We start from the raw sequence: 21,586 nt of genomic DNA, 5'->3' as shown, positions 1-21,586 counted from the left end.
TAGCTGATAGACCGAGGCGATGCCTTCGCGGGCAAGCCTTGCTCCCACAGACTCGCTCCCACAGAGGGGCATGGTTTTTTCACGCCGCCGAACGCTGGTTGCGCACGGCAACCGGCCCGGCGCGCTCTTCGATGGCCCGCTTCAGTTCGCTCCTGAGTCCCAGCAGGAAACCCGCTTCCACCACCACGAACAACGGCCCGACAATCAGCCCGGTGAGGTCGTCGACGAACGCCGGTTTGCGGCCTTCGTAATAGTGGCCGACGAACTGGATCACCCAGCCCACCACGAACATCCCCAGGCCACTGCTCAACCACACCGCCGTGCTTTGTGCGGCCAGTGTCTGACCCAGCCATACCGCCAGGCCCAGCAGCACCGTCATCAGCACACCCAGGCGCACTTCCAGGCGCAGGTAGAACCAGGCACTGGCCACGGCCACCAGCAATGCCGGAGACATCAGGATCGCGCCCAGCGGCCAACCAGGTCGTGACAGCAGCACGGCGACGGCGACGAAAATCAGCGGAATACCGATGAAATGGCTGGCGATATTGCGCGGATCACGGTGGTACGCCGCATATTGACTGAGATGATCGACGAGGCTTTTCATTGTTGTTCCTCCTGAGGTGATGCCTGCATGATGCCCGGGTTCCACATGATGTTCTGTCAGCTAGCCGACACTTGTCCTGGAGTCTCCATGAACGCGCATCCCTGGCACTCGCACCTGATGGCCGGTCACTGGTACAGCCATTTGCCTGTTGAGTTACAGAATAGTCTGCTGGGCATGGCGCGGGTGCGCTGCCTGCCAGCGGGGCACCGGTTGTTCCAGCGCGGCGATCCACCCTGTGGGCTGTATGCCGTACTGGAAGGGGCGGTGCGCGTCGGTGCGGTGAACGAACAGGGTAAGGAGGCGTTGCTGAGCGTGGTGGAGGCACCTCACTGGTTCGGTGAAATCTGCCTGTTCGATGGCCAGCCACGAACCCATGATGCGGTTGTGGTGGGTCAATGTACGCTGCTGCACGTGCCCCAGGCGCCGTTGCTGGCCTTCCTGCAAGCGCAACCGGTCTACTGGCGGCATCTGGCATTGTTGATGAGTCACAAACTGCGCCTGACCTTCATCAACCTCGAACACCTGAGCCTGATGCCCGCCCCGGCCCGCGTGGCCCACCGCCTGCTGATGATCGCCGAAGGCTACGGCGAAATCGAACCGGCGCGCCGAGTTCTGCAACTGCCCCAGGAGCAGTTGGCATTGATGCTCTCGCTGTCCCGCCAGACCACCAACCAGATCCTCAAGGACCTGCAAGCCCAGGGCATTCTCCACTTGGGCTATGGCGAGATCGAAATCCTCGACATCGAGCGATTGCGGGCGTTGACCACAATCTGAACCTGCCCTGGACCCTGTGGGAGCGAGCTTGCTCGCGAAGGCGACAGGTCAGTCGACATCAATATGGACTGATATACCGCCATCGCGAGCAAGCTCGCTCCCACAGGGGGTTTGTGTTGTCGCAGATATTGCGGTCACACCGTTCCCAATGTGGGAGCTTGCTCGCGATAGGGCCAGCCCAGCCAACGCAAATCCCTAGCGCAACCCATCCCGAAACTGCCCCGGCGTCATCCCGGTCCAGCGCTTGAAGGCGCGGCTGAAGCTGCTGGTATCGGCGAAGCCCAGCAGGTAGCTGACTTCGCTCAGCGAGCATTGGGGATCGCGCAGGTGCAGCAGCGCCAGGTTTTCCCGGCATTCGTTGAGCAGTGCGTCGAAGCGGCAGCCTTCGTCGGCCAGATGCCGTTGCAGGCTGCGCAGGCTCAGGTGCATGGCCTGGGCGATGCGTTCGGCGCTGGGCTCGCCTTCGGGCAGTTGGGCCTCGATGGCCGCACGCACCTTGCGCTCCCAGGTCATAGGCTTGAGCTGTGCGAGGGTGCGTTCGAGCACCGTTTCATTGTGCTCGGCCAGTTCGGGGTTGGCGTCGTCCAGGTGGCTGTCGAAGTCGCTGAGGTTGAACTCCAGGCAATCCTGGGCGGCGCCGAAATGCACCGGCGAGCGAAACACTTTGTGCCATGGGCTGGGGTCCGCCGGTTCCGGGCGGCGCAGGTACACCGCCAGTGGTGCGTAATCACGGCCGAGGCGGTTGCGACAGGTGCGCACGTAAATCGCCGCGAACGCATCGATGGCTTCAAAGGCCGGTGCCGGACTGCCCTGGGGCACATCGAGATTGAAGCGGTAGCGGTCTTCGCCGCGGCTCAGTTGCAGGGTCAGTGCATCGCTGACCACCGGGTGATAGCGCACGATCCGCTCGAACACTTCCCGCAGGCTGCCGCTGGCCACCAGGGCATAACCCAGTGCGTGAAACGTGGTGGGGCTGACGAAGCGCGACACCCGCAGGCCGATGGCCGGGTCGCCGCTGGCCTGCACGGCCAATGTCCACAGGCGCGTGGTGGCCGAGAGCGGGTAACGGGCGTTCGGGTCGTCCATCCATTGCGGGTCGAGACCCGCCTCGACGCACAGGGCATGGCTGTCCAGGCCCAATGCATCGAGCTGCTTGCGCAGGGCGCGGGTCCAACTGGCGAGGGAGGTCGGTTCCGTCATGACGATTGGCGCTTGCAGTCAACAGGTTGGCGTTTACGGCTACCACCCCATGGGACAACGCCCGGCAGGATGAGCACATCTCTAATAGAGGATGTAAGCCATGCACGGCACTTGCGCAAGCCCCGAGCGATTGAATGCACAACAACGAGCGGCCCATATTCGCCAGGTGGTCCTGGCCCGGGGCGAGGAGTTGCGCCAGTGTTATCCGATCCTGCGCCACCAGGATGCGTTGGGCGCGGGCATCCTGGCACTGGCCCTGGCTGGGATGATCGGTTCGGCGCTGCTCTACATCAACGGTTACCTGGCCGGGTGGGCGTGCCTGTTGCTCAACGGGTTTTTCGCGTCCCTGACCCACGAGCTGGAACACGACCTGATCCACAGCATGTATTTCCGCAAGCAGCGCCTGCCCCACAACCTGATGATGGGGCTGGTGTGGCTGGCGCGGCCGAGCACGATCAACCCGTGGATCCGTCGCCACCTGCACCTCAACCATCACAAGGTGTCCGGCAGCGAGGCCGACATGGAGGAGCGGGCGATCACCAACGGTGAACCCTGGGGGCTGGCGCGGTTGCTGATGGTGGGCGACAACGTGATGTCGGCCTTCATCCGCCTGCTGCGGGCCAAGACCTGGGTGCACAAGCGCAGCATCCTCAAGCGCACGCTGAAGGTTTATTTCCCGCTGGCGTTGCTGCACTGGGGCGCCTGGTATGTGTTCCTCGGTTTCCACGGGGCCAACGGTGTCGCCAGTCTGCTGGGGACGTCAATTGACTGGTCGGCCACCACGCTGGCGACGATGCAGGTGATCGACATCGCGGCGGTGGTGATCATCGGGCCGAACGTGTTGCGCACCTTCTGCCTGCATTTCGTCAGTTCGAACATGCACTATTACGGCGACATCGAGCCGGGCAACGTCATCCAGCAAACCCAGGTGCTCAATCCCTGGTGGTTGTGGCCGTTGCAGGCGTTCTGCTTCAACTTCGGCAGCAGCCATGGGATTCATCATTTCGTGGTGAAGGAACCGTTCTACATTCGCCAACTGACGGTGCCGGTGGCTCACAAGGTGATGCGGGAGATGGGCGTGCGGTTCAATGACTTCGGCACGTTCGGGCGGGCGAATCGGTTTGTGCGCCAGGAAGGTGTGGTGCGGGAGGCAGGGGATACGGTTCGGGTTTGAAGTTAACCCATCCGAAGGGCCAGAACAGAACCTGTGGCGAGGGAGCTTGCTCCCGCTGGGCTGCGCAGCAGCCCCAAAAAACGGGCCGCTTCGCGTCCAGCGGGAGCAAGCGCCCTCGCCACGGGGAACGGGTGACGCTTAGAACTGGTAACTCACCGTCGCCGCCACATTGCGCTCTTCGCCCATGTAGCAATAGCTCAGGCTCGCGCACGAGGCGACGTAGCGTTCGTTCGTCAGGTTGTTCGCGTTCAGGCGCACGTCCACGCCCTTCAAGCCGACCTTGCCCAGGTCATACCCTACCGAGGCATCGAACAACGTGTAGGACGGCACCTTCATGGTGTTCTCCGCATCGGCCCAGCTATAGCCGACATAGCGCACGCCGCCACCCAGGCGCAGGCCATCGAGGGCACCGCTGTCGAACTTGTAGTCCGCCCAGACCGAGGCCATGTGGCGAGGGGCCTGGGTCGGTGAGTTGCCCTTGTTTTCGATGATGTCGGTGGGGGTGCTGAGGGTGCTGACCATCGATTTCGAATATTCGATGTCGGTGAAGGTGTAGCTGCCCAGCACTTTGAATTGTTCGGTCAACTGCAGGTGCGCTTCCAGCTCCAGGCCCTGGGAGCGCACGGCACCGATGGCGCGGTAGAAGTTGTCCTGGGGCAGTTTGGTCGCCAGGTTTTCCTGGTCGATACGGAACAGCGAGGCGGTGTACAAATCATCCGTGCCCGGCGGCTGATACTTCAACCCCAGTTCCCATTGTTTGCCATCGGTCGGCGGCAGCGGGTTGCCGGCGCTGTCGGCATAGGAGTTCGGGTTGAACGACTCGGAGTAGCTGATGTACGGCGCCAGGCCATTGTCGAACAGGTACAGCGCCCCGGCACGGCCAGTGAGCTTGGTGCGTTTGTCGTTGATCTCGGTGCCTTCCGGACGACCGAACTCAGCGATGCGGTTCTCATCCGAGGTTTGCACCCAGTCTTGGCGCAGGCCGAGGGAGAAGCGCCACTTGTCCATTTCGATCAGGTCTTGCAGGTAGACGCCGGTCTGCTCCAGGCGCCGCAGGTAGCTGGTGGGGCTGAAGTAGGTGATGGCCGAGTTGCCGTAGACCGGGTCGAAGGCGTTGATCGGCGCCAGGCTGCCGCTGGTCCAGTCGACCACGGTTTTGCGTCGCTGGTAGTCGGCGCCCATCAGTACGGTGTGCTTGGTCGCGCCAGTGAAGAATTCGGCTTGCAGCATGTTGTCGACAATGAAGGAATGGAGCTTTTCTTCGGCGCCGGTGTAGTAGCGGTTCAGCTCGTTGCTGGTGGGTGTGGTCCAGTCGTAGGCATAGACCTGATCGTTCTTGACCTCGGAATCCAGGTAACGGAAGTTCTGCCGGGCGGTGAAGACATCGTTGAAGCGGTGTTCGAATTGGTAGCCGAACGACTGCTGGTCACGCTCATAGCGGTCGATGCCGGGTTCGCCTTCGAAGAAGTGCTCGGAAATCCGTCGACCGTTGCGCTGATGCAAGGTGCCGTCGGCCGGCATGCCACCGTGGTAGCCGCCGTCGGGGTCATGCTGCAGGTAGGCTTGCAGGGTCAGCGAGGTGTCCTCGCTGAAGTCGATGTTCACCGTGGGTGCGAGGGCGAAGCGTTTTTCCTTGTTGTGGTCGAACTGGGTGTCGGAGCTGTCCGCCAGGCCGATCAGGCGATAGGTGATGCGCTTTTCATCATCCACCGGGCCGCTGAAGTCGAAGCCCATGCCGCGCTGGCCCTGGGTGCCGACCGTGGCCTGGATCTGGTGATAGGCCTCGTACAGCGGCTTCTTGCTGGTCAGCGCCACCAGGCCGCCCGGTGAACTGCGGCCGTAGAGCACCGAGGACGGGCCCTTGAGAATGTCGACCCGCTCGAGGAAGTACGGATCGACCTGCATGGAGCTGTAGGTGCCGCTGTCGCCCATGGACTTGAGGCCGTCGAGGTAGATGTTATCCACCGAGCCGTCGTTGAAGCCGCGCATCGCCACATAGTCGTAGCGGTGGGTGGCGCCGTAGGGGTTGGTCAGCACGCCGGGGGTGTAGCGCATGGCCTGGGATACGGTTTGCGCGCCCTGGTCATCCATTTGTTCGCGGGTGACCACCGACACGCTCTGGGAGGTTTCCCGCAGGGCGGTACTGGTCTTGGTGGCGACCTGGCTATGGGTGGCGTTGTAGCCTTCCATGCTGCCCAAGGCGTTACCCAGGGCGAAGCCCTTGATGTCGGTGGTCGGCAATTCCAGTGTGCTGCCAGCGGTCTCGGTTTGCAGCACGTAGCTGCTGCCATCCTGGCTGACGGCAACCAGTCCTGAGCCGCTGAGCAACTGGCTCAGGGCCTGGTCGGGCGAATACTCGCCCTTGAGCCCCGGGGACTGGACGCCGCCGGTTTGCGCCGGGGTGCTTGCCAGGGTGATCCCGGCCTGGCGGGCGAACTGGTTCAACACATCGCTCAATGGGCCGGGGGCAATGTTGTAGCTCTGACGGCTGGCGGTGACGCCGTTTGGTGCGGCCACCGCGAGCATCGGCACGACGCTGACCCCCAGCGCCGTGGAGAACAGCGCGGCGTGAATCGCCTGGCGCAACAGGCCCGGTTGCGAAGAGAAGCCGAAGGGGTTCTTGAGAGGTACGCGCTCAGTCATTGTAGGTTCCGTAGGAGTCGCTGAAGGCAGATAAGGGGTGCTTACTGTCCTAGCCGGACGCCGGCCTGAAACCCGCCAAAAAAAATCAAGCCAGGCGTTCCACCGTGATCCACCAACGGGTTCGATAGCGCAGTTGTACCGGGAGCGTGCGGGGCAGGACGGCCAGCAATTTGTCGGTGTCCTCCAAGCGGAACACCCCCGACAGGCGCAGGTCGGCGATCGACGCCGCGCAGCGCAGATAGCCCGGGCGGTAGCGTCCTACTTCATTGAGGAAGTCTTCCAGGCGCATGTTGCGTGTGACGATCAAACCGTCGGCCCAGGCGCCTGCATCCATGTCCAGCGGCGGTGCCAGGGCCGCTGTCGATGCAGTGATCAGATAGCTTTGCCCGGCCTCGACCTGGATGGGCGTGCCATCGCTGTTGGGGTGCGAACGGATGACGACTTGTCCGCTAGTGACGCTCAAGCGCGTGCAGTCGCTGTCCTGGCGCACGACGAAGCGCCCCTCCAGCCCTTCGAACAGGCCATGCCGGCTTTTCACCAGCAGCGGCCGCCCCGGGTCGCGGCCACAGGTGACCATGATTTCACCGCGGGCCAGGGTAATCAGGCGCTGCCGGGCGCTGAAGTCCAGGTTGGCGGCGCTGTGGGTATTGAGTTCGAGCCGCGTGCCGTCCGGCAACTGGAAACCTCGGCGTTCACCGGTGGCGGTGGCGAAATCGGCATTCCACGCTTGCCAGCCCAGGTCCTTGCCCAGCCATGCCGCGCCGCTCACCACGGCGATGCCCGACAGCAACTTCAGGGCCTGGCGACGACTGAGGCGTTGGGCACTGTTCTCCAGGGTGTCCAGGGCGACATGGGCACCGGGCACCGCCCGCAGGTTCGAGGTCAATTCGCTGTGCAGCGATTGCACCCGTTGCCAGGCCAGTTCGTGTTCAGGGTGGGCGGCGCGCCAGGTGTCGCACTGTTGGCGCAGGGTCGGGTGAGCGGTGTGATTGCGCAGGCGCAGCAGCCAGTTGATCGCCTGCCTGACCACCTGTTGCGACGGGCCTTTGCGGCGGCTCTGCAAGTGATCCGCCGGCTCAGCTTTCATAGCGCAACACATAGCAGTGGTACAGCGCATCGGCGACGTAGCGCTCCACCGAGCGCAACGAAATGCCCATCTGTTCGGCGATCTGCTTGTACGTCAGGCCTTCGCACTGGGCCAACAGAAAGGCCCTGCGCACTTTCGGCTTGAGGCCTTCGAGCATCCTGGCAATGGCTTCGAGCAGTTCCAGGATCAAGGCCTGGGCTTCAGCGCCAGGGGTTTGGGCTGGCGGCAGGTGAGCGATGGTTTCCAGGTAGGCGCGTTCGATTTCCGCTCGCCGCCAATGGTCGATCACCAGGCCTTGGGCGATGGTGCGCAAAAAGGCGCGTGGGGTACTAAGCTCCAGGCGTTCGCTTCGCTGCAACAGGCGCACGAAGGTGTCCTGGGCCAGGTCCGCTGCGTCGGCGGCATTGCCCAGCCGGGTGCGCAGCCACGTATTGAGCCAGCCGTGATGCCGGCTGTAGAGCGCCTGTACTGCAAACTCGGGAGATGACATGGACGCGACGGCCTGGATGCTACAAATGATAATAGGTCGCATTGTCATCATCGCCTGGCGAATTTGCAACCACCGTTCGCCCGCCTTGTCCTCCCGTCGCCTATTTCTTCGAATCCCTAATTATTTGTACAGGCTTGCCGACAGACTGATATGCGTGCACCAAAGTGGAGCGAAGTGACAACCGCCCGCGCTGTTATATGGAACGTTGCAATCTGGAATGCACCCCCACTCCTTGCATAAGAAGCCCCCTCGATGAATCTAAAGTTCAGCCACAAAATCCTTCTCGCCGCCTCTGGTGTGGTGGTTCTGGCTTTTGCCCTGTTCACGCTCTACAACGATTATTTGCAGCGCAACACCATTGGCAGCAGCCTTGAGTCGTCCATCGAGCAATCCGGCGACCTGACAGCCAGCAGCATCCAGAACTGGATGAGTGGCCGGATACTGGTGTTGGAAAACCTGGCGCAAAACATCGCGCATCAGGGGACCACTGCCGATTTGCCGGGGCTGGTCGACCAACCGGCGCTGACGTCGAATTTCCAGTTCACTTATGTAGGCCAGGCCAACGGTGTCTTCACCCAACGGCCTGACGCAAAAATGCCTGACGGCTACGACCCGCGTCAGCGCCCTTGGTACAAACAGGCGGTGACCGCCGATAAAACCATGCTGACCCCGCCTTATCTGGCGGCGGTGGGTGGCCTGGTGGTGACCGTTGCCCTGCCGGTGAAGCACAACGGCGAACTGCTCGGCGTGGTGGGCGGTGACTTGAGCCTGGAAACCCTGGTGAAAATCATCAACTCCGTGGACTTCGGTGGTATCGGCCATGCGTTCCTGGTGAGCGGCGACGGTCAGGTGATCGTCAGCCCGGATAAAGACCAAGTGATGAAGAACCTCAAGGACATCTACCCCGGCACCCCGGTGCGCATTGGCAAGGGTATCCAGGAGGTTGAGCTGAATGGGAAGGACCGCATTCTTTCGTTCACCCAGGTGGCGGGCCTGCCGAATGCCGAGTGGTACATCGGTCTGTCGATCGACAAGGCCAAGGCCTATGCGCCGTTGAGCCAGTTCCGTACGTCGGCGTTGATCGCGATGTTCGTCGCGGTGGCGGCCATTGCGTTGCTGCTGAGCATGCTGATCCAGGTATTGATGCGCCCGTTGACCACCATGGGTCGCGCCATGCAGGACATCGCCCAGGGCGAAGGCGATCTGACCCGACGCCTGGTGGTGCAGGGCAAGGATGAGTTCGCGGTGCTGGGTGGTTCGTTCAACCAGTTCGTGGAGCGGATTCATGCGTCGATCTCGGAAGTGTCTTCCGCTACCCGCCAGGTGCATGACCTGTCGCAGCGGGTGATGACTTCGTCCAACGCTTCGCTCGTCGGCTCGGATGAGCAGAGTGCGCGCACCAACAGCGTGGCCGCGGCCATCAACCAGTTGGGCGCCGCGACCCAGGAAATCGCGCGCAATGCCGCCGATGCCTCGCAGCATGCCAGCGGTGCCAGCGAACAGGCCGATGACGGTCGCCAGGTGGTGGAAAAAACCATCCAGGCCATGACCGAGTTGTCGCAGAAGATCAGCCTCTCGTGCACCCAGATCGAAACCCTGAACGCCAGCACCGACAACATCGGGCACATCCTGGACGTGATCAAGGGCATCTCCCAGCAAACCAACCTGCTGGCCCTGAACGCTGCCATCGAAGCGGCCCGTGCCGGTGAAGCCGGCCGCGGTTTTGCGGTGGTGGCCGATGAAGTGCGCAACCTGGCGCACCGTACCCAGGAGTCGGCGGAAGAAATCCACAAGATGATCACCTCGCTGCAAGTCGGTTCCCGTGAAGCGGTCACCACGATGAACGCCAGCCAGACCTCCAGCGAAGAAAGCGTGGAAGTGGCCAACCAGGCCGGCCTGCGGTTGGTCAGCGTGACGCAGCGCATTGGTGAGATCGACGGCATGAACCAGTCGGTGGCCGCCGCGACCGAAGAACAGACCGCCGTGGTCGAAACCCTCAACATGGACGTCAGCCACATCAACCTGCTGAACCAGCAAAGCGTGGCCAACCTCAATGAAACCCTGAAGGATTGCGATGCCTTGTCCCAACAGGCCAATCGACTGAAGCAACTGGTGGACAGCTTCAAGATCTGACCCCAGCCGCAAGCCGAGCCACCGCCATCACCGATACAGGTCCACCGCCATCGCGAGCAAGCTCGCTCCCACAGGGGATTGTTGGTGAGCCTGGGTCTTGAGTTCACGCCAACTCAATGTGGGAGCGAGCTTGCTCGCGATAACGGCTGCCCAGCTGGCATCATCGCCAACAGACCCACCGCCATCGCGAGCAAGCTCGGCTCCCACACTGGAATGAGTGGTGGACACAAACCCTGTCTCCACCCGAGAACCCTTGTGGGAGCGAGCTTGCTCGCGATGGCGGCGGTACAGCCACCATCACCGCCAACAGACCCGCCGCTTTCGCGAGCAAGCTCGCTCCCACAAGGGGCTGGTGCTTACTTGAACATCTCCTGCACATTCCCCATCGCCTCATCGGCGAAGCCCTGGAGGAAATCCCTGAAGCCCGACGGGGTGTGGGCGTCGGTGTGGTCGGCGATGATGGTCCAGGTGGCGCGGCATCGGTTGTCCGCCAGGGGGGCGACGCGCATGGCCGCCCACAGGTTGTCGATGCCCAGGGTGTTGTAGATCAGCGTCCACGTCATGTGCATGGCCTGGTCGTCACGGCTGTTGAGCTGTTCCACCACCAGGTTCTGCCCATCGCGGAAGAATTTCTTGCGCAGGGACCTCACGCCTTCGCCGGTCATTTCGATGTGCTCCAGCGCCGGGATGAAGCGGTTGAATCCGCCAAAATCACCCACCACGTCCCAGACGCGCGCCGCGTCGGCCGTGACCTCGACCGAGGTTTCGACCTGGCAGGCGTGGGGGTTTTTGATCAGGGTGTCGGGTTGCAATGCATTCATGGTCTTGCTCCTTGCTTTGGGTTGAGGGTGTTTCAAATGAAGTCGATGGCCTTGAGGTAGTCGGCGCCGCGACGTAGCAGGGCCGGGGACTTTTCCGGATAGCTGGCGCCCATCTGCCGCACGCCGGCGCGGGCGTTGTCGTGGCTGATCAGCGAGATGTCGCCGATGTCTTCCTCGAAGCCGTTGAGGTAGAAACCCAGCACGCCAAACAACGCATTGTCGGCATCGACCCGCGCCAGTTGCCGTTGCCACTCGGCGACGCTCACCAGCGAAAATTCCCGGCCGCTGTCGCGGAACGACGCGACGTAAGCGTCCCAGCTCAAAGGCTGCGGGTTGTGCAGGTTGAACACCGCTTGGGTGGGCTGGTAGCGGCTGGCGTGGAAGGCGATGAAGCGGGCCAGGAAATCCACCGGCATCAGGTCGAAATTGAGCGACAGGTCTGGCACCTGGCCGAGCTGGATCGAGCCCTTGAGCATCAGCATCAAGCGATTCTTGTGGGGCTGGCAGACCCCGGTCAGGCTGTTGAAGCTGATGTTGCCGGGGCGGAACAGGTTGACCCACACCCCGCGATCGCGGGCCCGTTGCAGGATCCGTTCGCCGACCCATTTGGACAGGTTGTAGCCGTTCTTGATGTAGATCGGCGGCGTCTCGGCGGCAGGCTGTTCCAGCACCTGGCCATCGGCATCCAAAGCGCTGGAGGCGGACAGCGTGGAGACGAAATTGAAGATTTTCTTGCTGCGCCCTTCACACAGGCGCAGGCACTCGAAAATCGGCTCGACGTTGTCCCGTGCCAACGACGCGTAGTCGAGTACATGGTTGACGTGGGCGGCGTTGTGCACCAGCGCGCCGAACGTGCTATCGATGCGGGCGTAGACGTCGTCCGGCAAACCCAATTGCGGTTGGGTGATGTCGGCGGCATACACGCTGACGCGGTCCAGGTCCAGGTGGGTCAGGTGATTGTCCCGCAGGGCCTGGGAGAAACGTTCAGCCGCACTGTGTTCGGCGCTTGCGCGTACCAGGCACGCGACTTCCGTGGCGCCCCAGGCCAGCAGCGCTTCGACGATGTGCACGCCGAGAAAGCTGTTGGCGCCGGTCACCACCACCTTGTGCACATCGCCGCACTGGCTGATGGGCAGCGGATCGAGGTTGAGCTCGGCCTCGGCATCGATGAAGGCCTGGGGGCTGAGGGTCGATGCGCTGCTGTGCTCCGGGTCGTCCAGCAGCTTCGCCAAGGTCATCAGCGTCGGCGCTTCGATGAAGCGGTTGATCGACAGGCTACGGCCGAACACCTGGCGGATGCTCAGCAGCAGGCGCGACAGCAGGATCGAGTGCCCGCCAAGGTTGAAGAAGCTCTCGTCGGTGGCGATGTCGTCGACCGGCAATTCAAGCAGCTCGGCCCACAGTTGCTGCAGTTGTGTTTCCAGGGCGTTCTGCGGTTGGCGCCGTTGGCCGTCGACGTGCACCTGCACCGCCATGGCGAGCAATGCCCGGCGATCGACCTTGCCGTTGCTGGTGTAGGGCAGGCTGGGCAATTCGACGTAGGCCGCCGGGTGCATGTAGCTGGGCAAGCTGTTCTGCACGTGCTCGCGCAGCGCCTGGAGGGCTGCGCCGGGGGGCGTCTGTTCGGAGTGAACCAGGAACGCCAGGATCCGCCGCTTTTCATCGACCCCCACCGCCACCTGGCGAAATAGCTGGCTGTCGCGCAGGCAGTGCTCGATTTCCTCGGGCTCGACCCGAAAGCCGCGGATCTTTACCTGGTTATCGCGGCGGCCACACAGTTCGATGCCGTTGTCGGTCCACTGGCCGATATCGCCGGTGCGATAGACCCGCAGCGCTTGCCCGGTGGGCAGCGTCAGGTCGAGGTAACGCGTCGCGGTCAGCGTCGGGTCGTTCAGATAGCCGAGGCCGACGCCCGGGCCGGCGATGTACAACTCGCCGGGGACACCTTGGGGAACCGGTTGCAACTGTTCGTCCAGGATCAGGACCCGGCCATTGGCGATGGGTACGCCGAGGTTGCGGTTGTTGTCGCCGACACCGAACTGGCGTGTGGTCGCCAGCACCGTGGTTTCGGTCGGGCCGTAGATGTTGTGGAACCGGCATTGGGGCGCGAGCTGTTCGATCACGAACGGCTCGCAGACATCGCCACCGGTGATCAGGTGCGTCAGGCCCAGCGGCGCATCCAGGGGCATGACGCTCAGCAGCGCAGGCGGCAGAAAGGCGTGGCTGACGTGTTGCTGGTGAATCAACGCGACCAATTGCTGCGGGTCGCGGCGCTGGTCTTCGCTGGGCACCACCAGCAGGGCGCCGTGGATGAAGGTCGGCAGGATATCCAGCAGCGACGCGTCAAAGTTGATGGTGGAAAACTGCAACGCCCGGCTGTCGCGCTGCAACCCGACGTAGTCGCCGTACCAGGCACAGAAATGGCTGAGATTGCGGTGGCTGAGCAACACACCTTTGGGCTGGCCGGTGGTGCCGGAGGTGTAGATCGCCACGGCCGGCTCGTCGATGTTCACCACGCGCCGGATCAGCGAGGCCGGGATGCCCGGTTTGAGCGCAGGCAGTTGATGGACATTCAGCGTTGGCAGCGAGAGATCGCCGAGGTCGCTGTTGCCGTCGTGCAGCAGCAGGTCCGCCTGGGCATTCTCCAGGATAAAGCGTCGACGTTGCGCCGGGTGTTGCGGGTCCAGCGGCAGGTACACCGCGCCGCAACCCAGCACCGCGAGGATCGCCGCGTATAGGTGTGCGGATTTGGGCAGGCACACACCGATCACCTTGTGGGAGGAAGACCTGTGGGAGGAAGGCTTGCCCCCGATGAACGCTGACGCGGTTTGGTTGAGAACTTCGGTGTCTTCATCGCGGGCAAGCCTTGCTCCCACAGGTTCAGTGCTCTCTGCCCCCACAGGTTCAGCTCTCCCTGCTCCTACAGGTCCGGCGCTTTGCAGTGTTTCCAGCATCGGCTGTTGCATCCCCAGCGCTAGGCGGCGCAAGGATTTGTAGTCGATGAATTGCTCATCGACCCACAAGGCCGGTTGCGTGGCGTCATCGAGCAGGCGCTGTTCGATGCTGTGCATCACCGGCACGTCGGCGGCGGCCAGCAGCCAGGGCACCGCCGGCCGATTGAGGCCGTGCTCGAAGGCCAGCGGCTCCAGCGCATCGAGCCCGAGCAGGGGCGGGTCGATAGGGTCAGCGTGGACCGTTGGCCAGTGATCGAAACAGGTTTCGTCCCGGGATAACTGGCTGACCAGCCGTGCGCCGGTCTCGACCAGCGTCGCCAGCGTACGCAGGCGCAAGGACTGGCCATTGCCATCGCGTTGCGGCGCGATCACTTCCTGGCACAACAGCCGCTGCGCACCGTCGCGGAAAACCAGCACCGGTTGCGGCAATGTCTCACCGGGCAGCGTGCACAGGGCCACGCGGATCTGGAGGCATGAACGGGCTTCAATGGCTTGCGGTGTTGTCCCGTCGTCGATCAACAGGTCGACCGCGTCGTGGCCGGCCGGCGAGTGCCGAACCACTGCGTGGCCGTGCAGTTCCAGCTCCCGGGCCAGTTCGGCCATGGCCTGGCTGATGCCAGGCACTGCAATGTCGAGGCGTCTCATCGAAAGGTCCTCATGGGGTCAGGTAATCGGCAAGGGCGTCGCGTACGCAGGGGGACGCGAGCATCGAGCTGCCGCGGAAAAAGCGCGTGATGTTGCCCACCAACGGGTGAAAGCGATTGATGGGGTACGCCAGCGCACTGGCGTCTTCACGCAACGACTGGCGTACCGATTCGTCGACGGGCAGGTGCGCGATCAGCTCGAAGTCGAACGCTTGTTGCAGGTCGCTCGCCAGGTACTGAGCGATGAAACCGGGCATCAAGTGTGCGATCGCCGCGCGATCCTCTTCGGGTGCGGTGCGCCAGTAGATCTGTACCAGTCGCGTCCAGAAACCGGAGTGCCGGCCCTCGTCGAGCAAGTGATCGGCCATCAACCCCTTGATCGAGGCCTTGACCGAATCGTCCCGGGCGAAGGCGGCCACTTCGTTGGTCACGGTGTTCTCGGCAATGGCGATGCAGATCAGCTCCACGGCGCTGAGCAAATGCTCCGGCGCTCGGGCCAGGGTCGCCGGTATGGCGCGGCTGAGTTCGATCTGCCCCGGCAACGGGATGGGATCGATGCCGGTCATGTCGATGGTCTGCTGCATGAAGTCCATCGCCACCAGCGCGTGGTAATCCTCGTCCACCACCACGGTCATCGCGTCGTAGCGGCAGGCGAACGGGAATTCGATGCCGAAGCGGTTCTTGGCGATGCGCCGGGCGGTGTGGTCCACCAGTTCGGTCTCGAAAATCACCACGTCGTTGATGAACTTGTAGAGGCTCTGCACCAGCACAAAGTCGCGCAGTTGCGCACAGTGGCTGAGGAAGGTCTGGCTGTGCACCAGCGGTTGGCGGCTCATGGGGAAGATCAGCTTGTCGTCGTCTTCGACCCGGCGCCGTGGCCGAGTACGGATCGTGGCGCGGCTCTCCCAGGCGTCGGCGAAGGATTGGTAGGGGATGGCGTTCATGGCATCACCTGCGCAACCGGTTGGGTCATGCTCTGGCGCAGGCCGTCCCACAAGGCGGTACGGCTGTGGACGGCGGCGAGTGCGGCGGCCAGGACTTCGGTTTCGCGCTGCGGGTCGCCATCGATCAGGCGTGCCAACAGTTTTTCTGCCGCCGGCCCGTGGTCTTCGGAATCGACTTCGATGTGCCGTTGCAGGTAGTAACGAAAGGTCGGTGCCTGATCCAGGCCAATGCCCCAGGCGTCCAACATGCGCTGGAACATCTGCGGGATGACACTCTCGCGACCATGCACGAAGGCGGCGGCCACGCTGTGGGCCGGGGCGTGCAGGGCGGTGTGCAAGGTCTGGCGGACGAACCGCGCCGCCGCCGGTTCGACCTCGACACTGTCCAGCGCGGTCTCGGGGCTGACGCCTTCCTGCTGCAGGGTGATGAACTGCTCGATGGCGCGGGTATCGGCGCCGATTTCCCGCATGGCGTCCAGGTACAGTTCGAAATGGCTGCAATAGCCGGCACCCGGGCGGTCATCCGACTCTTCCCCCAGCACGATCTCATTGATCAAGCGGGCCGCGTGAGGGTCGGCCGGCGGCAGCCAGGGCAGGTGGACACAGGTGAGTTCGCGTTGCAGTCGCTTGGTCAGCGACATGAAGTCCCAGACGGCAAAGACATGGCTTTCCATAAAACGGCGCAACAGATCGATTGATGTAATCTCGGAAAAAACCGGGTGTTGGCCAAGTTCGTGTTTTTTGAGAGATAGTTGTTCTTTGGATGGCTGCATTGGAACGTCCTCATCAATGATTTTTTGTCCGGAAGGTGGCTCGTTAGTTAGTGAAGACGAGCGGGTGCCTGAACCGAAATCCATGAATTGCCAAAGTGGCTTAGGTATTCTCTTTTAATCGTGCTTCCGGCTTGCGATGCCCTGGTTTGCTTGGGTTTTAGCAAGTTGGAAGGACCGCCAGTAACGCGGCGAATAAAAAACTAATACACGGAACAAGTAAGCGGCAAGTACTTTTTTAATTATTTAAAGTGGTTGTTTTATTGGGCGCGAAGAGGGCTTTTAAAACTTTTAATATAAGTTTTATTGAGGCGAAGAAGCTCCTTCCGATTTAGGAGTATCAGAATCGAATAGTTCGAGTGAATGCCTCACTCGGAGCACTTCAGGGATCGGGGAATAAGGAAGTTTTATGTTATGGGCAGGACGTCGGTCGGACATCCGATCATCCCGCCGGTTGGACGACGCTCCTTGCGTATTGGCTTCGATTCGCCTGGCCTCAGCCAGGCGTTGACTTCTTCAGGTCTGTTTTGAATCGACAAGCGCAAGAGTGAGCCCAAATCGATGGCAGTGCCATTGAACTGATGGGGCGACGAGCCGCGGCCACGGCCAGGCCGCGCCGCGCTGGCGACAAATGAGTCGGAAGGATATGTAAGAAATTTTTACGCCGGACGGAGCGCCGACGTGGGATCACAGCTTCGACGACTGTTCCAAGTACCGGCGCATGGTGACAGAGGCTTTTTCCAGGTGCAGTTCCAGCAACACGATCGCGTTATCGATGTCTTTGGCCCGTGCGGCCTCGAGCAGCGCGCGATGATCGTCCTGGCTCAACTTGCCCAGGCCCATGGACGACAGATGAAAGCGCAGGAAGCGCTCTTCTTCATTGAGCTCGCGCTCGATCAGGTCCAGCAGCTTGCCGTTGGGTGCCTTGTGATAAAGCGACATGTGGAACAGCCGGTTGAGCTTGCCGATCTCGGCGTGCTCGGTTTCCGTTTCCAGTTGTTCGATGTATTGGGCGGCCAGTTCCAGGTCGCTGTCATCGAGCAAGGGGATGGACAGGCGCAAGGCGAAAGACTCCAGGACCGAACGCAGGGCGTAGGTTTCTACCGCATTGTTGGTGATCAACGGCGCCACGACGGCGCCCTTGTGCTGAACCACATTGAGCAGCGACTGCGCTTCGAGCTGGCGCAACGCCTCGCGCACCGGCATGCGGCTCACGCCGAACAGGTCGGCCAGCTCCTGCTGGCGCAGGGCGGTACCGCAAGGCAAGCGTCCATCAAGGATGGCCTCGCGCAGAGACTCTTCGATGATCGAGCGTGCCTGGTCAGCGGGAATGGGACCGTTGATCTGGATAGTGCTAAGCGGTTTGGGCTTCTGTGTCACGACAACGCACCCTGATTGGTAGTAAAAATTGGATCCAGGCTCACGTTAGTCACAGGTTGGCGAGCCGTCAAAGTCTCTCGTCCGGAGGTTCCTGAACTAAAGTTTAGTCTGCCTGCGGTGATTGCACCTTGCCATTGTCTTTTAGTGGGCCAGGCGTCACCATCCAACGAATTTCCAACGACCCTTTTCGGACGTATTTCCCTTGGCTGCACCGTTCCCTGTCCTCAGGTCCTTGCGCTGGCTGTGTTCGGCATTGTTGCTGGCCGGCCTGATGCTGGGCGGCCTGCAGGCCGACTGGGACTTTGCGCAGATCAGCCGGCGGGCGCAAGCGTTATATGGTCCGCTGGGGGAAGGACAGCAACGGATCGACGCGTGGCAGCAATTGCTGGCGACCCAGAAACAGATCCCGGAACTGGAACAGCTCAAGGTGGTGAACCTGTTTTTCAACAAACAGGTGCGCTACGTGGAAGACATCGACCTGTGGCGTGAAGTCGACTATTGGGAAACGCCGATCCAGGCCCTGTGGAAGGGCGCCGGCGATTGTGAAGACTACGCCATCGCCAAGTATTTCAGCCTGCGCCATCTCGGGGTGTCCAGTGACAAGCTGCGCATCACCTACGTCAAGGCCTTGCGGCAGAACCGTGCCCACATGGTGCTCACCTATTACGCCACCCCCGAGGCGATGCCGCTGGTACTCGACAGCCTGATCGACGGGATCCTGCCGGCCAGCCAGCGAACCGACTTGCTCCCGGTCTACTCTTTCAATGCCGAAGGGCTGTGGCTGCCGGGCGCCAAGGGCAACAAGAAAGTGGGTGACACCAAGCGCCTGTCCCGGTGGCAGGATGTGTTGAAAAAAATGCAGGCCGAAGGTTTTCCGGTCGAGACGACTAACTAGGAGCGCGCGCTCAGATGTCCTTGTTCAAACAGCTGTTGATCGCTATCTGTCTGTTCCTGGTGGTTGCCTTCAGCGGCAGCTTCATGGTCAGCCTGGAGAGCTCGCGGGCCCAGTACGTCAACCAGTTGCGCTCCCATGCCCAGGACGCGGCCACGGCGCTGGCGCTCTCGCTGACGCCGAACATCGACGATCCGGCGATGGTGGAACTGATGGTCAGTTCGATCTTCGACAGCGGCTACTACGCCAGCATCCGCGTGGTCGACGTGGCCACCGACAAGACCCTGGTCGAGCGCACCGGCACGCCGGACGCTGGCAGCGTGCCGCAATGGTTCGTCAAGCTGATCGGCCTGGAACCGGCCGGTGGCGACGCCATCGTCAGTCGCGGCTGGGAGCAGGCGGCGCGGGTCGAAGTGATCAGCCACCCGATGTTTGCCCTCGCCAAGCTGTGGCAGAGCGCGTTGGGCAGCCTGGGTTGGCTGTTGCTGTGTGGCGCCGTGAGCGCGGTGCTGGGGGCCTTGCTGCTGCGTCGCCAGCTCAAGCCGCTGGACTACATGGTGCATCAGTCCCATGCCATTGCCCGACGTGAGTTCCTGAGCCTGCCGGAGTTGCCCCGTACGCCTGAGTTGCGGCGGGTGGTGCAGGCGATGAACCAGATGGTCGAGAAGCTCAAGGCGCTGTTCCAGGAGCAGGCCGAGCGTAGCGAGAAACTGCGGGTCGAGTCCTACCAGGACACCCTCACGGGCCTGGCCAACCGGCGCTATTTCGAAATGCAGCTCAATGCCCGGGTGAGTAACCCGGAGCAGGCCAGTTCCGGTTATCTGCTGTTGCTGCGGGTCAAGGACCTGGCCGGTTTGAACCAGCGGTTGGGCGGGCAGCGCACTGACCAGTTGTTGATAGCGGTGGGTGAGCAATTGCAGCGTGAGTGCGCCCGCTACCCGGAAACCCTCAACCTGGTCACGCGTATTCGCGGCGGCGAGTTCGCGGTGCTGGCTCCCGGGCTGGTGCGCGAGGAGGCGCTGCAACTGGCACAGAACCTCGAAGCAGCCCTGGCGAGCCTGCATGCCACTGGCGCAACTGACGTGGCTTCGGTGGCCTCTATCGGGTTGGCGCCGTTTGTCCACGGCGACTCGCCGCAAGCGGTGCTCCAGCTTGCCGACCAGGCCCTGGCCCAGGCCGAAAGCCAGGGTGAACCCGGCTGGGCCTGCCTGGATCACAGCCTGGCGGCCAGTGTCGGCGACGATCACCATGCCTGGCACACCTTGCTCGACCAGGCGTTGAGTCATCAGCGCTTCGAGCTGTACTTCCAGCCGGTGGTGGCCGCCCAGGACACCCAGGTGGTGCTGCATTACAAAGTGTTGTCGCGGCTGTTGGACGAGCAGGGCCAGACCATCCCCGCCGGGCGTTTCCTGCCCTGGCTGGAGCGTTTCGGCTGGACCGCACGCCTGGACCGTTTGATGCTCGAGCAAGTGCTCAGGCAAATGGCCGGGCATGAACAGTCCCTGGCGTTGAACCTGTCTTCGGCGACCTTGGCCGATCCTCAGGCGCTGAACAAGATCTTTGAGATCCTGCGGGCCCATTCCAACCTTGGGTCGCGCTTGACCCTGGAGATTGGTGAAGAGCAATTGCCGGAGCAGGCCGTGCTGGAGCAGTTGACCCGGCGTTTGCGCGAACTTGGTTTCTCCTTGAGCCTGCAGCGTTTTGGTGGGCGCTTCAGCATGATCGGCAACTTGTCGCGGCTGGGGTTGGCTTACTTGAAAATCGATGGCAGTTATATCCGCGCCATTGATCAGGAAAGTGACAAGCGTTTGTTCATCGAGGCTATTCAGCGTGCGGCCCACAGTATTGATTTGCCGTTGATTGCCGAGCGGGTGGAGACGGAGGGGGAGTTGGCGGTGATTCGGGAGATGGGGTTGTTTGGGGTGCAGGGGCAGTTGGTTGGGGAGCCTCGGCGTTGGGGGTGAGGTTTGTTGACGAGGTGGCCTGGTAGCCGGCCTGGATGTTGTTGACCGAGTACATATCCGTTCTTTTCGTAACGGCGACTTATGGTTCCGCCCTTACGGCGGCTCACTTTTGAGAAGCGCAAAAGTAAGCAAAACGCTTTATGCCCCACCACTCGGCACCTCGCTTAGGCTCGGTGTGCCCTCACTCCGGCATTGCTCCGTGGGCCCGCCGCGAAGGGCCATCCATGGCCCAGCGCGGCTATCCCGGCATCCATGCCGGGATGCCCACTGCGCAATGCCTGCGTTCGGCCAGCGTGGTTAACGGGGCGCCGAGATCAACGTCCACCGCGAGGCGGCCTTATAGCCGACCTGGTTCTTGATGGGGACCGCGTTTCCCCTGTGGGAGCGGGCTTGCTCGCGAAGGCGGCGGTACATTCAGCATTGATGCAAGCAGACCCACCGCCATCGCGAGCAAGCTCGGCTCCCACGGGGCTCGGCGGTGGACGCTGATCTTGTAATCGACCAAAAACCTATGTGGGAGCGGGCTTGCTCGCGAAGACGGCGGCACATTCAGCATTGATGCAAGCAGACCCACCGCCATCGCGAGCAAGCTCGGCTCCCACAGGGCTCGGCGGTGGACGCTGATCTTGTAATCGACCAAAAACCTATGTGGGAGCGGGCTTGCTCGCGAAGACGGCGGCACATTCAGCATTGATGCAAGCAGACCCACCGCCATCGCGAGCAAGCTCGGCTCCCACAGGGATCGGGTTGTGTCATTTGAGGCTAGATCAACCCCTTCTCATCATCGTCGATCAACCGGCTCAACCCGCCCAAGGCTTCCCGGGCCTGGGTGCGGTCCATCAGCTTGGCCTGGGCCGCTGCTGGCAGGTCGGTGACGCGGATGACGCCTTTGCTGGTCAGCACCTGGATCAAGTCATCGAGTACCCGGATCATTTCCAGGTCGCTCTGCTTGAGCTGCTTGAGGCTGTTTTCCACCGCCTGGTTGGCGAACCAGTCCTGGATCTCGTGGCTGTCGGCCGGCAAGGTCTCGGTGGCTTCGGCATAAGCGGTGGCTTCTACGCGCACCAGCAGGCCTTGTGCATCGCGTTGCACATAAAACATCGGGCATCCCT

Annotated in this window: 16 protein-coding genes; 5 read left to right on the top strand and 11 right to left on the bottom strand. The window is 62.2% G+C overall.

Annotation, left to right across the window (positions count from 1 at the left end):
• Positions 1–79: 79 nt before the first annotated feature.
• Complete coding sequence (locus AO356_RS10665) at positions 80–604, bottom strand: DUF962 domain-containing protein (RefSeq protein WP_060739758.1); 525 nt, start codon at positions 602–604, stop codon at positions 80–82.
• An 87-nt stretch (positions 605–691) separates the two neighbouring features.
• Here AO356_RS10665 and AO356_RS10660 point away from each other — a divergent pair, with 87 nt between their 5' ends.
• A complete protein-coding gene (locus tag AO356_RS10660) occupies positions 692–1,378 on the top strand; it encodes a Crp/Fnr family transcriptional regulator (RefSeq protein ID WP_060739757.1) in 687 nt (228 codons plus the stop codon).
• 195 nt (positions 1,379–1,573) lie between these two features.
• On the opposite strand, the gene AO356_RS10655 is transcribed toward AO356_RS10660, so the two are convergent.
• On the bottom strand, positions 1,574–2,578 hold the full coding sequence (locus AO356_RS10655) for an AraC family transcriptional regulator (RefSeq protein ID WP_060739756.1): 1,005 nt from the start codon (positions 2,576–2,578) through the stop codon (positions 1,574–1,576).
• A gap of 100 nt (positions 2,579–2,678) precedes the next feature.
• Between AO356_RS10655 and AO356_RS10650 the strand changes: the two genes are divergently transcribed.
• On the top strand, positions 2,679–3,752 hold the full coding sequence (locus AO356_RS10650; protein WP_060739755.1) for a fatty acid desaturase: 1,074 nt from the start codon (positions 2,679–2,681) through the stop codon (positions 3,750–3,752).
• Positions 3,753–3,890: 138 nt separating this feature from the next.
• Here AO356_RS10650 and AO356_RS10645 read toward each other — a convergent pair whose 3' ends face one another.
• The 3 genes from AO356_RS10645 to AO356_RS10635 all read right to left on the bottom strand — a co-directional run bounded on the left by AO356_RS10645 (position 3,891) and on the right by AO356_RS10635 (position 7,972).
• Complete coding sequence (locus AO356_RS10645) at positions 3,891–6,395, bottom strand: TonB-dependent siderophore receptor (protein ID WP_060739754.1); 2,505 nt, start codon at positions 6,393–6,395, stop codon at positions 3,891–3,893.
• Positions 6,396–6,480: 85 nt separating this feature from the next.
• Positions 6,481–7,482 carry a FecR domain-containing protein gene (locus tag AO356_RS10640; protein WP_060739753.1) on the bottom strand — a complete coding sequence of 334 codons (1,002 nt, stop codon included), beginning with the start codon at positions 7,480–7,482 and terminating at the stop codon, positions 6,481–6,483.
• Positions 7,472–7,972: a sigma-70 family RNA polymerase sigma factor gene (locus AO356_RS10635; protein WP_060739752.1), complete on the bottom strand. Its 501-nt coding sequence runs from the start codon at positions 7,970–7,972 to the stop codon at positions 7,472–7,474. The genes AO356_RS10640 and AO356_RS10635 overlap by 11 nt, the downstream gene beginning before the upstream one ends.
• 252 nt (positions 7,973–8,224) lie before the next feature.
• On the opposite strand from AO356_RS10635, the gene AO356_RS10630 reads away from it, so the two are divergent.
• Positions 8,225–10,105: a methyl-accepting chemotaxis protein gene (locus tag AO356_RS10630; RefSeq protein ID WP_060739751.1), complete on the top strand. Its 1,881-nt coding sequence runs from the start codon at positions 8,225–8,227 to the stop codon at positions 10,103–10,105.
• A 356-nt stretch (positions 10,106–10,461) separates the two neighbouring features.
• Here AO356_RS10630 and AO356_RS10625 read toward each other — a convergent pair whose 3' ends face one another.
• The 5 genes from AO356_RS10625 to AO356_RS10605 all read right to left on the bottom strand — a co-directional run bounded on the left by AO356_RS10625 (position 10,462) and on the right by AO356_RS10605 (position 17,618).
• Entirely contained in the window at positions 10,462–10,926 is a 465-nt protein-coding gene (locus AO356_RS10625) for an SRPBCC family protein (protein ID WP_060739750.1), read from the bottom strand.
• Positions 10,927–10,958: 32 nt separating this feature from the next.
• Positions 10,959–14,525 carry a non-ribosomal peptide synthetase gene (locus AO356_RS10620; protein ID WP_060739749.1) on the bottom strand — a complete coding sequence of 1,189 codons (3,567 nt, stop codon included), beginning with the start codon at positions 14,523–14,525 and terminating at the stop codon, positions 10,959–10,961.
• Positions 14,526–14,535: 10 nt separating this feature from the next.
• Positions 14,536–15,468: a diiron oxygenase gene (locus tag AO356_RS10615; RefSeq protein ID WP_060739748.1), complete on the bottom strand. Its 933-nt coding sequence runs from the start codon at positions 15,466–15,468 to the stop codon at positions 14,536–14,538.
• Positions 15,465–16,241, bottom strand: a complete 777-nt coding sequence (locus AO356_RS10610; RefSeq protein WP_060739747.1) for a DUF3050 domain-containing protein — start codon at positions 16,239–16,241, stop codon at positions 15,465–15,467. The genes AO356_RS10615 and AO356_RS10610 overlap by 4 nt, the downstream gene beginning before the upstream one ends.
• A gap of 684 nt (positions 16,242–16,925) precedes the next feature.
• Positions 16,926–17,618: a GntR family transcriptional regulator gene (locus AO356_RS10605; protein WP_060739746.1), complete on the bottom strand. Its 693-nt coding sequence runs from the start codon at positions 17,616–17,618 to the stop codon at positions 16,926–16,928.
• Positions 17,619–17,889: 271 nt separating this feature from the next.
• Here AO356_RS10605 and lapG point away from each other — a divergent pair, with 271 nt between their 5' ends.
• Positions 17,890–18,513 (top strand): cysteine protease LapG, encoded by a 624-nt coding sequence (gene lapG, locus AO356_RS10600; protein WP_371856198.1) that lies wholly within the window; start codon positions 17,890–17,892, stop codon positions 18,511–18,513.
• Positions 18,514–18,527: 14 nt separating this feature from the next.
• Complete coding sequence (gene lapD, locus AO356_RS10595) at positions 18,528–20,474, top strand: cyclic di-GMP receptor LapD (RefSeq protein ID WP_060739745.1); 1,947 nt, start codon at positions 18,528–18,530, stop codon at positions 20,472–20,474.
• Between the two features lie 762 nt (positions 20,475–21,236).
• Here the strand turns inward: lapD and AO356_RS10590 are convergent.
• Complete coding sequence (locus AO356_RS10590) at positions 21,237–21,575, bottom strand: hypothetical protein (protein ID WP_060739744.1); 339 nt, start codon at positions 21,573–21,575, stop codon at positions 21,237–21,239.
• Positions 21,576–21,586: the final 11 nt, after the last annotated feature.

It is taken from the genome of Pseudomonas fluorescens, assembly GCF_001307275.1.
GTDB lineage: Bacteria > Pseudomonadota > Gammaproteobacteria > Pseudomonadales > Pseudomonadaceae > Aquipseudomonas > Aquipseudomonas fluorescens_AA.
The sequence above is the reverse complement of the archived record's forward strand: the minus strand, read 5'-3'. Positions and strand labels throughout refer to the sequence as shown.

Coding starts and splice junctions, on each gene's coding strand:
- AO356_RS10665 (WP_060739758.1), bottom strand. CDS start 604: ATGAAAAGCCTCGTCGATCATCTCAGTCAATATGCGGCGTACCACCGT.
- AO356_RS10660 (WP_060739757.1), top strand. CDS start 692: ATGAACGCGCATCCCTGGCACTCGCACCTGATGGCCGGTCACTGGTAC.
- AO356_RS10655 (WP_060739756.1), bottom strand. CDS start 2,578: ATGACGGAACCGACCTCCCTCGCCAGTTGGACCCGCGCCCTGCGCAAG.
- AO356_RS10650 (WP_060739755.1), top strand. CDS start 2,679: ATGCACGGCACTTGCGCAAGCCCCGAGCGATTGAATGCACAACAACGA.
- AO356_RS10645 (WP_060739754.1), bottom strand. CDS start 6,395: ATGACTGAGCGCGTACCTCTCAAGAACCCCTTCGGCTTCTCTTCGCAA.
- AO356_RS10640 (WP_060739753.1), bottom strand. CDS start 7,482: ATGAAAGCTGAGCCGGCGGATCACTTGCAGAGCCGCCGCAAAGGCCCG.
- AO356_RS10635 (WP_060739752.1), bottom strand. CDS start 7,972: ATGTCATCTCCCGAGTTTGCAGTACAGGCGCTCTACAGCCGGCATCAC.
- AO356_RS10630 (WP_060739751.1), top strand. CDS start 8,225: ATGAATCTAAAGTTCAGCCACAAAATCCTTCTCGCCGCCTCTGGTGTG.
- AO356_RS10625 (WP_060739750.1), bottom strand. CDS start 10,926: ATGAATGCATTGCAACCCGACACCCTGATCAAAAACCCCCACGCCTGC.
- AO356_RS10620 (WP_060739749.1), bottom strand. CDS start 14,525: ATGAGACGCCTCGACATTGCAGTGCCTGGCATCAGCCAGGCCATGGCC.
- AO356_RS10615 (WP_060739748.1), bottom strand. CDS start 15,468: ATGAACGCCATCCCCTACCAATCCTTCGCCGACGCCTGGGAGAGCCGC.
- AO356_RS10610 (WP_060739747.1), bottom strand. CDS start 16,241: ATGCAGCCATCCAAAGAACAACTATCTCTCAAAAAACACGAACTTGGC.
- lapG (WP_371856198.1), top strand. CDS start 17,890: ATGCTGGGCGGCCTGCAGGCCGACTGGGACTTTGCGCAGATCAGCCGG.
- lapD (WP_060739745.1), top strand. CDS start 18,528: ATGTCCTTGTTCAAACAGCTGTTGATCGCTATCTGTCTGTTCCTGGTG.
- AO356_RS10590 (WP_060739744.1), bottom strand. CDS start 21,575: ATGTTTTATGTGCAACGCGATGCACAAGGCCTGCTGGTGCGCGTAGAA.